Source organism: Nostoc sp., assembly GCF_036917435.1.
Lineage (GTDB): Bacteria > Cyanobacteriota > Cyanobacteriia > Cyanobacteriales > Nostocaceae > Nostoc.
The window spans coordinates 49,843-62,774 of sequence record NZ_JBALDM010000052.1 but is presented as its reverse complement, the minus strand read 5'-3'; the positions used below and the strand labels follow the sequence as shown (position 1 = coordinate 62,774).

The following is a 12,932-nucleotide window of genomic DNA, read 5'->3' as shown; positions in this document are numbered from 1 at the left end:
ACCTTCTATACCAAAAACATTTTGCTGAATGAGGGTATCCGCGCTTGGATGGCTCCTCAAGATCAACCCCACGAACAATTTGTATTCCCCGAGGAAGTACTACCTCGCGGTAACGCTCTCTAATATTCAAAGCCGACCATGACTTGAATCAGAGTTGTAGTTGCCGAAAATTGACATCAGTAAGATTAAATAATCTGCTTGGCATAAGCTAACAAAGTGTCAATATTCCCGATTTTCCACTCATCTCCCACCAAAAGGCGGGAGATTTTTTTATAGATGGTTAATATCTCTCTTAAATATGTTATTTTATAAAAAGGTTATGAACCCAGAGTGAATGCTCTGCCTTTTTGAAACTAAGACCGTTTAGGCAATAAGGAGGTGATGCCCATGATAGAAAGTAGTATACGCATGGGTCATCAGGTTGCAGTTAGCCGGCTGTGTGCCGGGGCTGTTCTCTAAAAGTTAGCCTTAGTTATCTTTGAGATACTAAGTTAGCTCAACTAGCTAGGCAAGCTCGGAGTTCCTTCCGGCAGTCTGGTTGCAACCTGAAGACCCGCTAGACCGCTCTGAGTTAGATTATCTAATCTAAATCAGAGCGGATAGTTTTTTATGGGTGACTTTTGAAAACTTAGATAAGCGATACTTGCGGCGGGCAAAGCCAACGGTTTAACTTTTCTTAAAAATAAGAATATCTTGCATCAAACCTTGGAGTGTGACCAGATGTGAGCTATAGCATTTATTTACCAAGTTTGATCTAAATATAGACGCACATCATATACCAGTTTGCCCTCTCATCCTTTATGTGTAGAAAAGAAGAAGGGTTTGTTTTTGTCAAATGCAAAACGTAAAAAATATATAAATAGGAATTTTTTGACATGGCACAACTACTCACTAAAGCAGAAATTCAAGAACAGGCAAAGGTTCTGTCAGTTTGGACTGTCGAAGACTCAAAGTTGCATATTACCCGCACATTCAAGGATTTTATCCAAGCAATTGAGTTTGTCAATAAGCTTGTGGAGCCTGCTGAGTCCGCAGGACATCATCCCGACATAGAGATTTCATACAACAAAGTGAAGATTACGCTCACATCACATGATGCAGGTGGACTAACCCAGGCAGACTTTGATGTAGCCCAGGCGATTTCCCAAATTCAATAAGTGACTTCTTCTGACATTTTGTACCAGGTGACTAGAAGCAACCGCGACAAAGACAACACCACCCTATCTTTACTCATAAGGACTCATAAGGGAAAAGTAGTACCGAAATTGATTGAGAGTAATGTTACAGGTTTTTGTTTGGAGAGTGCGGCTTTCAAAACCTTGATTCCTGATTTTGTGTTTATTCCAACTATACCAGGCAACGACCTCGCAGAAATCCTTTGCTGCGCTTGTTGTATAGCCGAGCCAGTGTATTTTAAGTAGTTAGGATTTACGCATTGACAGGAAAGATTAAATACAGATAACTCGAAAAACCACATCTGTCGTAGGGGCAATTCATGAATTGCCCCTACGACAGATGTGGTTATTTACCATCAAAGAATGATTGATAAAAGCCTGAAACGACGGATCTGCCTTGATACATAACATGATTCTTTTGTAAAGTGCGTAAGTCCTACTAGCGTGCAATTTCTACTAAGTTAAGTCTAAGGAGTGATTTTTCCCAACCAGATGCTAAGTATCTAACGCTTTCGGGAATTTAGCCAAGTAGGGAGCAAACGACCAAAACCGTACTCCCTGCTTAGATATTTAGATAACCATGTGTGACAGTTATTAAGCCGATCGCTCCAATCTTGCCATCTAGATCAGATGTTTTATAATGTTATGATATGAAGATATGCTTTTGCATAAGTTAATCGCATAGGTTTTTAACCCTAAGTTAATCGTTTATTAGCTTTGCAAAAACTAGAATTGTAGTAACGGCAATTATGCCTCATCCATAGGTTTCAATGAGATGTCGCATTTTCGAGAATTAGGTGGAACGAAACCAATTATCTAAACAAGGTGTGAGGAGTAAAGTAAAATGTCTAATCTGTTATGGAAATCCTTGGTGGTTAGCCCAGCAGTTTTGGGAGCAACATTGTTAGTTTCGACAACAGCAATTGCGGCTCCAAACACAACCACTGAAGTATCACCAGCAAAACAAGCAGGTGTGACTGAAGTTGCCCAACAGCCAGAAATATTGGCTCAAACAACGATAGATCAAGTTAATCGCTACAGCAACGAAGGCAACCAGAATAACTCTCAGTCTCAAGTAACATCGGTTTCTCAGTTCTCCGACGTACAACCAACTGACTGGGCATTCCAAGCATTGCAGTCTTTGGTTGAGCGCTATGGTTGTATTGCAGGTTATCCGAATGCCACTTATCGCGGTAATCGTGCTTTAACCCGTTATGAATTTGCTGCTGGTTTGAACGCCTGTTTGGATCGCGTTAACGAGTTGATTGCCACAGCAACAGCTGACTTGGTGACTAAACAAGATTTAGCTACCCTACAGCGTTTACAAGAAGAATTTTCCGCAGAATTAGCAACCCTACGCGGTCGTGTAGATTCCCTAGAAGCGCGGACTGCTGAATTGGAAGCGAATCAGTTCTCCACCACCACAAAACTAGTAGGTGAAGCCGTTTTTGCTGTTACTGATGCATTTGGCGGTAGAAATGGTGATAACAATAATACCGTCTTCCAAGACAGAGTACGTTTAGACTTGCAAACCAGCTTTACGGGTAGAGACGTTTTACACACCCGTCTAGCAGCTGGGAATGCAGGAGCCTTTAATCTAGATGGTAGTAATGGTGGTGCTGAAGGCAGACAAACATTTGAAATTGGTAGCACTGGTAACAATTCTGTCAAGATAGACCGTTTGACCTATGAAGTTCCCATCGGTCCAGCTAATGTTTACTTGGCGGCCAGTGGCGGACGACACAGCCAGTATGCTGCTGTCAACAACCCTTACTTTTTCGACAATACTGATGGCGGTAATGGGGCTTTATCTACCTTTGCTTCTGAAAGTCCAATCTATCGGATTGGTGGCGGTGCAGGTATAGCGATCAATCTACCCCTTGGTAAAGGTACTGGCATCTTAGGAAATAGCTCAATTACTGCGGGTTACTTGGCATCCCAAGCTAATGATCCTGGTATTGGTACAGGTCTGACCAACGGCGACTACGCCGCTTTAGGACAGTTGAACTTTAGTGTTGGCAATCGCTTGGCTTTGGCTGCCACTTATGTCCACGGATATAACGGCGCAGGTAGTAGTTTATTCAACTCAGGTGCTACGGACGACGATGTTATTGCAGTAGGTACTCAACGAGCTAACACTCTACCAACTGCCGGTTCTACTAGCAACTCCTATGGTGTATCAGCTGCATTTAGACCCAGCGACAAGCTATCAATTAGTGGCTTTGTCTCTTACCACGATGTCATCGGCTTTGGTGTAGGTGATGATTATACAGCTTGGAGCTATGGTGCTGGGGTTGCTTTAGTTGATTTCGGTAAACGAGGTAACGTTTTAGGTCTTTTCGCGGGAGCAGAACCCTATGCCTTGAACCGGACAGGTGTTCCTGGTGGTAATGATGTACCCTATCATTTTGAAGGTTTCTACAAGTACCGCGTATCGGATAACATCTCTGTTACCCCTGGCGTAATTTGGTTAACATCTCCTGGTCAAAGCAGCAATAATGATGACGCGATTATCGGTACTCTCAGAACTACTTTCACCTTCTAGAGTATTGATTATCGACTGACAATTTTGAAATCTATTTCTCCCCGCCATCAGGCGGGGTTTTTCTTTTCAGTAGGAGTAAGCTGTCGTGCATTTTATTTGCACAGCTAGGGCGGGCAAGATGCCCACCCCACAAGAGATTTATTTTTTTGAGGATGCAAATTAAAGTATTTTCAGCTTAATGCATAAATCCCAGTTTGATATCATGTACTACATTTAGTCAAGAATCATCTGTCATTTGTTATTTAACCCTTATGGATAAGAATTAAATAACATATAGTTTATGTCCCTCGCTTATCTCACCCTCAATCCCTCTTCTCATAAAGGCTACGGTGTACACACAAGTCTTTGGTGAGGGGATTTGCGATAGCCCCTAAGAAACCTCACCCTGGTTTTACTGCGTAAAACCTGTCCCTCTCCTTACTAAGGAGAGGGATTAAAGATAGGACAGGGTGAGGTTTTTGTTTTGTTTTGGGTAATTCGATGACTTGTGTGTACACCGTAGCCTTATAAAGAAGAGGGAAGGTAGAAACAGGATGAAGTTTTGCATTTTATTTAATCCAGGTTCCTTAACTCTACTTTATCGAACAGAATTCAGGAGTCAGGAGTCAGAAAACAGACATGAATTCTGTACGACTGGTGGATGAATAATTGGGTTTAAAACCCCTACTGAACGGTAGTTCAGTAGCTCAAAATCCTGCGCCGGTCTGAATCCCCGACTGATTTATTCTGACTCCTGAATTCTGACTTCTGAATTCTTCTTCAATCATTTTTCGCAACGCGATACTCCTACGGAGTTGTTGCACTAGTGCGATCGCTAAAACCTTTGTAGTACGGTAGTTTTACTTTTTAACTTCATTGATTAACCTATGATGTGGATTACAAATGCCTCTTGACTAAATAACTGAGGACTATAATTATGCGAATTGCTCGTAACATTACAGAACTTGTTGGTCGTACACCCTTAGTACAGTTGAACCGCATTCCCCAAACAGAAGGATGTGTTGCGGAAATTGTGGTTAAACTGGAAAGTCTAAACCCATCGGCATCAGTCAAAGATCGGATAGGGGTTAGCATGATTAATGCCGCCGAAGAGGAGGGGCTGATTACTCCTGGGAAGACAATATTGGTAGAACCCACTTCTGGAAATACAGGAATTGCCCTAGCAATGGCGGCAGCAGCTAAGGGGTATCGATTAATTTTGACAATGCCAGAGACAATGAGTGGGGAGCGTCGGGCAATGTTGCGGGCTTATGGGGCAGAACTGGAACTAACGCCAGCTATGGAAGGCATGAATGGGGCGATCACGCGATCGCAACAAATAGTTAATAGTACGCCAAATACCTATATGTTGCAGCAGTTCCGCAATCCAGCCAATTCAAAAGTGCATCGGGAAACTACAGCCCTAGAAATCTGGGAAGATACTGATGGACAAGTAGATATAATCGTAGCTGGGGTGGGCACTGGTGGTACGATCGCTGGTGTAGCAGAAGTAATTAAAGCACGTAAACCTAGTTCTAAAGCGATCGCTGTTGAACCAGCAAATAGCCCAGTTTTATCTGGGGGACAGCCAGGGCCACACAAAATCCAAGGAATTGGCGCTGGGTTTATTCCCCAAGTTCTCAAGCTAAAATTGATTGATGAAGTGATTACCATCACCGATGATGAAGCGATCGCTTACAGTCGGCGTTTGGCAAAGGAAGAAGGCCTACTATCTGGTATTTCTAGTGGAGCGGCTTTATGTGCAGCAATTCGCGTTGCTCAACGTCAAGAAAACAAAGGGCGTTTAATTGTGATGATTCAGCCTAGTTTTGGTGAGAGGTATTTGAGTACACCGTTGTTCCAAGACCTGGAGGCAAGTTTAGCCGCTACTATCAGCTAATGATAAATTGAATTAATGGTCAATTCTAAGCACGTTTCTAACCATTACGAAACTCTCAAAGTTAGTCCAAGTGCAAGCCTTGCAGAGATTAAGCAAGCTTATCGCCGCTTGGTTAAGTTATTTCATCCTGACACTAATCAGGATACAGCCGATCGCGATCAGATTATTCGCATCAATGCAGCTTATGAGGTCTTACGCGATAATCATAATCGCCGCAATTATGACCAACAACTGCAAAATGACTCTCAAAAATTAAATAGCGATCGCCAACAGCGTACAGCATCAGCGCAAAAGCATTACCAGACAAAACGAAAAACAGGACGAGAAGCTGATGAGCAAGTTGAAGAATGGCTGCGCCGAGTTTATCAACCAGTCAATCATCTGCTTTGTGGCATTCTCTATTCTCTAGAGGAGCAAATAGAGCAATTAGCTGCCGATCCTTTTGATGATGAGTTGTTGGATGAATTTCAGGAATACTTACAAACTTGTCGAGATGATCTCAAGCAGGCACAAATTACTTTTCGATCTCTGCCGAATCCCTCTAGTTTGGCAGGAATTGCGGCTAACCTCTATTACAGCCTCAATCAAGTATCGGATGGACTTGATGAGTTTGCTTATTTTCCTTTGAGCTACGATGAGCGTTATTTACACACAGGTCAAGAATTATTCCGCATAGCTACAAGATTACACTGTGAAGCGCAAGCGTCTGTTATGTAGTTATTGGGAATTGGGAATTGGGAATTGGGAATTGGGAATTGGGAATTGGGAATTGGGAATTGGGAATTGGGAATTGGGAATTGGGAATTGGGAATTGGGCATGGTCAAATAACAAGTGACTAATGACAAAGGAATTAGTTTATGCTGGAAACAGTAAAAGATTAAGAAATTTTAAATTCTGCTCATAGTGTACTCATGCAATGTATTGTTAATCGCCGCGCCCAGTTTTCGGCAAGTCATCGCTATTGGTTGCCAGAACTGAGTGAAGCCGAGAATATTGAAAAATTTGGTGCTTGCTCTAGATTTCCGGGACACGGGCATAACTATGTCTTATTTATCTCTCTTGCTGGGGAATTGGATGAATATGGCATGGTGCTGAACTTGTCTGATGTGAAACACGTAATCAAACAGGAAGTTACCAGTCAATTGGATTTCTCTTATATCAACGATGCGTGGACAGAATTTCAAGAAACTCTGCCCACCACTGAGAATATTGCACGGATTATCTGGCAACGACTAGCACCACACTTGCCTTTAGTCCGTGTGCAGTTATTTGAACATCCTGAACTTTGGGCAGATTATATAGGAAACGCAATGGAAGCATACCTCACTATCAGTACTCACTTTAGCGCCGCCCATCGGCTAGCTCATCCTAGTCTCAGTAACGAAGAAAATGTTGAGATTTATGGTAAGTGCGCTCGTCCCCACGGTCACGGACACAACTATCATCTAGAAGTCACCGTCAAAGGGGAAATTGACCCACGCACTGGCATGATTGTTGATTTAGGCGGTTTGAATCAAGTGATAGAAGATTATGTAGTGGAACCATTCGATCACACTTTTTTAAATAAAGACATTCCTTATTTTGCCGAAATTGTTCCCACTGCTGAGAATATCGCACTTTACATTAGTAATTTACTGCGATCGCCAATTCAGGAATTGGGAGCTAAACTTTACAAGGTGAAATTGATTGAAAGTCCCAATAACTCCTGCGAAATTTACTGCACGGAGTCAGAATCAGATTCAGTCAGTGCATCCGTGAATCAGCCAGTATTAGCGCGGGTTTAGCTGTAGGGACTGGGGAGATGAGGGGGATGAGGGACGAGATAGCCAATTCCCAATTCCCAATTCCCAATTCCCAGCTTAAAAAAGTTTACTCACTAAGCAGGTGAAACCAGGTAGCAAAGGACTTGTCAACTCATCTTCACTAAATAAAGTAACTGCTAATTTTAATGCAGCCTGTTCACGACGATAAACTTCAACTTTTTTCTGTATAGAATCGCAAATCCAATATTCCTGAACCCCTTGTACTGAGTACAGCTTTAGCTTTGTTTCTCTGTCGCGTTTCTCGTTTTTTTCGCCGGGTGAGAGAACTTCTACTACTAACTCTGGTGCGCCGGTGAGGTGTCCAGCTTCATCTAGTAAGTTTTTTAAACGTTCATGACTTGCCCATACCACATCAGGGATCACATTGTCAGAATCTGAGAAAATAATTCCAGGTGCGATCGCAGCTTTACCTAAACCAGTTTCATTTGACCAAATCTTGAGAACTGTACCAATATTGAGACAGCTTGTTTGATGATCCCAGTGAGGTGCTTTAGTCACAAATAGTTCTCCATCAATAATCTCATAACGATTTTTGCGATCGCTAGAGAAGAAATCTAGGTCATCTGTCGTCCAACGCACTGGAGTTGTTTGCATAGAAACCCCCTAGCATTTTCTTAAATCATATTTTAAAAATAGCGGCGACGGGCGGAATGTCGCAAATAGCGATAAATGCCCCAAGCGAAAACTCCAAAAAAGAGATTTAGCAAAAAGCGACTAAGTATAAACCACAAAATATAACTGTCAAAAAGCTTTGACGGACTCAAAGGACTAATTTTGTTGGCTAAGAGAAACAGCCCAAAAATAGCATTTCCACCCAGCACGAGGGCAAAAAGCACTAAGCTTCTTTGCCAGTAACGGCGCTGGGGCAATCGTTCTGAAATTAGGGTAATTACAGGTTTACCTTGCACTTTTCGCAGTAATTGTTCTAGTCGCCAAAACATCCACAATAGAAACGGAAATAAACCATAAATAAGGAAACATAGCGCTAGTGAGTAACCGCAAGCAATAGATAGAATATTAACTAGGGCATGACAGATTACAGAATTCAGCCAAGCCCTAAAAATCAAGTTCCTGTCTTGATTTAACCGATTTTTAGACGAAAGATACATTCCCAAGGCATATCCCCAAGGTGCAGAGAACATCGCATGGACTGGCGTGCTGATAGTACGGCCAGGAATTGATGCTGTATCGTTAAAAAGGTAAATCCAGTTCTCTTCAGCAGTGAATCCAAGGGCAATGGCTATGGTGAAGAGGAAAACAGTTGAAGGAAGTAATCGATACGTGCGTTGCAAATAGTAGGTTGGCACAATAACCCCTGCTAATTTGCAGCCTTCTTCAATTAAACCTACTTCCACAAGCTGCCGCAAGACTGCACCAGGAAGCGATCGCTTGATCCGTTCCCAATCTATAACCAAATTAGCTACAGTTTCAAAATTCGATTCAAGTCTAAGGGCTAAAAGACCAGATATTGCCCCAATGCTAAAGAACATCAGTAACCTTAACAAAGGTGGGGCAAATGGGACTCGGTAGTAGTAGTAGCCTAGCAGCAGCAAGGGTGGTATTACTGCCCACAACAGTAAAGAAAAATCAACCACTCACCTGAGCAATTACTGTGCGGTGACGGTGGGTATTGTTGGTAATAGTGGGAGTTTGGAAACCTGCCTCAACAATAGCTTGCTGAATATCCAAAGCAAAATATTCATCTAAATACGGTTCTGTACTTTTGAGCAACGTCAAAATGTAAGCTGGCATTTTCTGGTAGACTTCAGAGTTAGGATTCATGTCCATGATTGCCAAGTAGCCACCCGGACGTAGCACACGCCGCATTTCAGCAAAAATCTGTTGGGTTGCTGACTGGGGTAATTCGTGACACATCAAGAAAATTGAGACTAAATCAAATGAGGCATCTGGTAGCCCAGTAGATTCAGCTTGGGCATGAAGCCAGTTAATTTTAGCTTGACGTTGTTGGGCGCGGTAATTGGCAACGGCTAAGAAGTAGGGAGATAAGTCCAAGCCTGTGATTTGGGCATGGGGATAAATTTCTTGCAGGGAAAAGGTACTTAAACCTACAGCACATGCCAAGTCTAAAATGTCTTGGGGTTGATTGCGAATTTGTGCTTTAAGGATATCGTGGTAACTTTGGCGCAGTCTAGCATCTCCTTGTGTTCCAGCATCCTGCCAAATTCCGGCGTGGACAGTACGAGCAGCAACTTCTAGCTCCCAAGCGGCTTTCCAACTGAGGTCTCCACCTTCGTAGGCATGGAATGGCCGCAAATAGTATTCTGGGTAGGAAAGGTCAGGATTTTGTACCTGAGCTAGATCGTCTTTCCAGTCACGCGCCTGTAGTGTCTCGACTTCTTGCGTCCAAGGTACGCCAATCCTCTCGGCACGTTTAATCATCATTTGGCGGGCTTGATGTTTGGCTAGGTTGGCTAAAGGCTTGATTGCCAGTACGCCATTTACCAAGCGGGAAGCGAAGCCAGGAGTCGTTTTTACAGCAGCAGTCATAAATTAATTTGCGTTCACAGCTTTTTTACTTATGACACACTTGCTGGACGGGAGTCTAGAAATGAATTGAATTTTATAACGGCAGTTTGCCTCCTGTCGTTTACTCTAAGCAACAAAAAATATTATAGAAGGTTGACATTTGGAGAGCAGCAAAGTTCTGAGAAGATGTGAATTATGCTGGTTTGCATTTTATATTTATCAGAGAATTTTATTCAATACTGGTAAAATTCTGATACTTAGCAACATTTGTCTTAACAGGGATGGCACAAAGCTGAGTGCCATTTATAAGGAAAATTACAGTAAGTTAAGCTTATTGGAGTCAAATATGGCGAGATCAAGAAGAAGAGCAAGTGGCTTTTTAAAAGATTTTCAAGAATTTGCCCTTAAAGGCAATATAGTTGACCTGGCGATCGCCGTCATCATTGGTGGTGCTTTTGGCAAGATTGTCACTTCCTTTGTTGAAGATGTAATCATGCCATTGATTAATCCCTTGATTAGTTTTGCTGGCAAAGACTGGAGAACAATCGCCATCGGGCCGGGAATCAAGATTGGTCACTTTCTTGGCGCAATAGTTGACTTTGTAGTGGTTGCCTTAGTTTTGTTTGTGGCAATTCGAGCCTTACAAAAATTCAAGAGACAAGAAGAAGTCGCCGATGACCCCCTAGCAGACCCTAACCTTGTAGCTCACGAAAGATTGACTGGCGCTTTAGATCGGCTGAACCAAACCTTGGAATCTCGCAATAATCAAGTTTTGTGAGTAGGGGTGGGAGTGGGAGGATGAAGGAGCAGAAAAATAGGGGAGTAAGAATTTCAGATTTTAGATTTTAGATTAAAATTTAATCCAAAAGATGATCTATACAAGACGCTACCCTATCGTCAATCCAAAATTTAAAATTGAATTGCCCCATGCCCCATGCCCCATGCCCCATGCCCTATTTTACAGAAGGCTTGAGAGCTAACAACATTTCTAATTCACTGGTGGATTTATCGGGGCTATTAGCGGTAAAACCAAGACCACGAATGGAATTGAGGATGGTGATGGTATTGGGATCGGATGAAATTAAACTATTGACCAGGGGTACAGTTTTAGTTTTATCGATATCTAGGTAGAAATAGCCGCCGTTGGGCTTTTGCAATGAACTAGTAACGGCTTTGAAAGCTTCGCTATTATCAAGAGATGAATTCTTGCGATCGCTAATTGCATCTGCAACTGGGCCACCAAGAGCCACAAATACAGTGTCTTGATCTAGCCAACCATGCGCCAATAAAGCTCCCTGTTTGGGAATTTGCCATTCAGTTACGTCTTTACCACCGATCATTCTATTGGCGACGCTAATTTGTTGTGCTTTGGCAAGGGTATCCAATTTTGTTAAGGTGGCTTCGGCTGTTTTGCGATCGCTAGTGTCAAATACTAAAGCACCTCCAAAACCAACACTGGCTAACACTCCTTGATTTGATGGAATCGCACCAAAGGCAAATTCTCCATTCATCCAGCCAAAAATATCCTTATCCAGGTCAATATTGACAAATTTAAGTTGTCCACGTGCTTGTTCCAAGGCTTGCTTCATCTCTGGATAATCTTTTGACTGTTCTACTAAGGTTTCCCAGCCACGGCTGATGCCATTTCCGCTAATCAGAGCAAAGGTATCAGCAGGAAATTGCCCGACTATATTTCCCGGACTTGATTGATACTGGAATTTATTTAGCTGCGGATCTAAATTAGCGATCGCTTTTACCCGCACTCCCGCATCATCAACACCAACACCCGCCACCAAAGATTTTATCAGTTTCAGTTGCGCCAGCGCTTGTGGTGGTAACTGCTTTGCCTGGGGATTTCCGGCAGTTAATTGCTGTACCATACCTGCATAGTCTGGTACATAAATTTGGGCGAGGCTGTTTTTAACATCCACTCCTTTGCTGAGAATGCTGCTTGCACCTTCTTTACTCGCAAAAGAAGATTGTCCTTTAAAGGTATCAATTGCTTTTTCTACAGCTTGCTTTTCGGGGGCTAATACCAAGTGACTATTATTTAAAACTACGCTATATGTAGTAGGCTTGCCATTTTCTGTAGTTTCGATAATTTTTTGACCTTGGTAGTCAGATTCCTGGAATTTCGCCCCTTTTTGTGACTTCAATTTATTAGCAAAATTCAAAGCACTGAGTTTATCCTTGATTCCCACCACTATCAGGATATTTGATTCCTGCTGTAAATTTGTTGGTGCATTAGGTGTCCCAGAAGGCACATTGAATTGTGCCGGTTTCACAGAATTCGGTGGTAGTACAGCAATCATGACACCACCAACCCAAGGCTTTATGTCTTTTTCATAAGAAACGTTACCATCACTAAACATTTGCTTATTCAAATCTTCCAGACTTTTTGCCACTAACTTTTGTGCTTCTGGAGTACCAAATTGCTGTAACTTTGCCCAAGCTTGAGAGTCAGTAGTAATATAAGTTGCCATCAATGCTGTTGAAGGGACTAATTTAGCACTGCCGAGAGCGTCTGAACTACCTCCTGATGGGCCTTTCAAATACATATAAGCCGCTATACTTCCTACTACAACTACAGCAGCACCAACAACAGGAATCAAAAACTTTGATTTACTTTCGGGCATTTTGTTATCCTCATTTGCTCAGATTGTCACCGAGATTTATACAAGTGTCATTGTAGAGTTTTCGGATTTATTAATATTTTCCGCTCATCGATCGGTATTTACTGATAAAATTAGTAGTCCTATAAGCTAACAGTCTCAAATAATTACCCTAAAAAGACTTTAAGGGAATGAGGAGCGAATCGGCAAATGATATGCTGTTCATCTCAAAGAAAATAGCCTGCTCAACAGCAGCAAGCTATCCTAAGTTATAAGAATAATTAGGAGTATTTGTACTTAATATTAATCTACCGAGGTGCAAGAGACACTTGACTCGATGACAAAAAAGTGCAAAACATCAGGAAAGGTAAATGCGGGAGGGATATGGAAAAAAGTCCAAGGATCGGCTA

Annotated in this window: 12 protein-coding genes and 1 pseudogene; 8 read left to right on the top strand and 5 right to left on the bottom strand. The window is 42.3% G+C overall.

Features of this window, described 5'->3' with window-relative positions; genetic code table 11:
• The 6 genes and pseudogenes from V7K98_RS26025 to V7K98_RS26000 form a co-directional block, all read left to right on the top strand.
• Positions 1-123, top strand: a pseudogene (locus V7K98_RS26025) (photosystem II D2 protein (photosystem q(a) protein)); the annotation flags it as partial.
• Between the two features lie 752 nt (positions 124-875).
• A complete protein-coding gene (locus tag V7K98_RS26020) occupies positions 876-1,157 on the top strand; it encodes a 4a-hydroxytetrahydrobiopterin dehydratase (RefSeq protein ID WP_335027201.1) in 282 nt (93 codons plus the stop codon).
• On the top strand, positions 1,158-1,421 hold the full coding sequence (locus V7K98_RS26015; protein ID WP_335027199.1) for a hypothetical protein: 264 nt from the start codon (positions 1,158-1,160) through the stop codon (positions 1,419-1,421).
• Positions 1,422-2,019: 598 nt separating this feature from the next.
• Positions 2,020-3,720: an iron uptake porin gene (locus V7K98_RS26010; protein WP_335027197.1), complete on the top strand. Its 1,701-nt coding sequence runs from the start codon at positions 2,020-2,022 to the stop codon at positions 3,718-3,720.
• 916 nt (positions 3,721-4,636) lie between these two features.
• Positions 4,637-5,599, top strand: coding sequence for a cysteine synthase A (cysK, locus tag V7K98_RS26005; protein ID WP_335027195.1), 963 nt, complete (start codon positions 4,637-4,639; stop codon positions 5,597-5,599).
• Positions 5,600-5,614: 15 nt separating this feature from the next.
• The gene (locus V7K98_RS26000; protein WP_335027193.1) at positions 5,615-6,316 is read left to right on the top strand and encodes a J domain-containing protein; all 702 of its coding nucleotides are present in this window, start codon (positions 5,615-5,617) and stop codon (positions 6,314-6,316) included.
• Here the strand turns inward: V7K98_RS26000 and V7K98_RS25995 are convergent, their stop codons facing one another.
• Complete coding sequence (locus tag V7K98_RS25995; protein WP_335027191.1) at positions 6,317-6,445, bottom strand: hypothetical protein; 129 nt, start codon at positions 6,443-6,445, stop codon at positions 6,317-6,319.
• A gap of 66 nt (positions 6,446-6,511) precedes the next feature.
• Here V7K98_RS25995 and V7K98_RS25990 point away from each other — a divergent pair, with 66 nt between their 5' ends.
• Positions 6,512-7,384: a 6-carboxytetrahydropterin synthase gene (locus V7K98_RS25990; RefSeq protein ID WP_335027188.1), complete on the top strand. Its 873-nt coding sequence runs from the start codon at positions 6,512-6,514 to the stop codon at positions 7,382-7,384.
• A gap of 75 nt (positions 7,385-7,459) precedes the next feature.
• Here the strand turns inward: V7K98_RS25990 and V7K98_RS25985 are convergent, their stop codons facing one another.
• From V7K98_RS25985 to V7K98_RS25975, 3 genes are read right to left on the bottom strand one after another with little or no spacing between them, the layout of a single operon-like run.
• The gene (locus V7K98_RS25985; RefSeq protein WP_335027186.1) at positions 7,460-8,017 is read right to left on the bottom strand and encodes a Uma2 family endonuclease; all 558 of its coding nucleotides are present in this window, start codon (positions 8,015-8,017) and stop codon (positions 7,460-7,462) included.
• Between the two features lie 32 nt (positions 8,018-8,049).
• Entirely contained in the window at positions 8,050-9,018 is a 969-nt protein-coding gene (locus tag V7K98_RS25980; protein ID WP_335027184.1) for a PrsW family intramembrane metalloprotease, read from the bottom strand.
• A complete protein-coding gene (locus tag V7K98_RS25975; protein WP_335027182.1) occupies positions 9,011-9,931 on the bottom strand; it encodes a class I SAM-dependent methyltransferase in 921 nt (306 codons plus the stop codon). The genes V7K98_RS25980 and V7K98_RS25975 overlap by 8 nt, the downstream gene beginning before the upstream one ends.
• A 325-nt stretch (positions 9,932-10,256) precedes the next feature.
• Here V7K98_RS25975 and mscL point away from each other — a divergent pair, with 325 nt between their 5' ends.
• Entirely contained in the window at positions 10,257-10,688 is a 432-nt protein-coding gene (gene mscL / locus V7K98_RS25970; RefSeq protein WP_335027180.1) for a large conductance mechanosensitive channel protein MscL, read from the top strand.
• A gap of 175 nt (positions 10,689-10,863) precedes the next feature.
• Here the strand turns inward: mscL and V7K98_RS25965 are convergent, their stop codons facing one another.
• Positions 10,864-12,546 carry a DUF3352 domain-containing protein gene (locus tag V7K98_RS25965; RefSeq protein ID WP_335027178.1) on the bottom strand — a complete coding sequence of 561 codons (1,683 nt, stop codon included), beginning with the start codon at positions 12,544-12,546 and terminating at the stop codon, positions 10,864-10,866.
• Between the last annotated feature and the right edge of the window lie 386 nt (positions 12,547-12,932).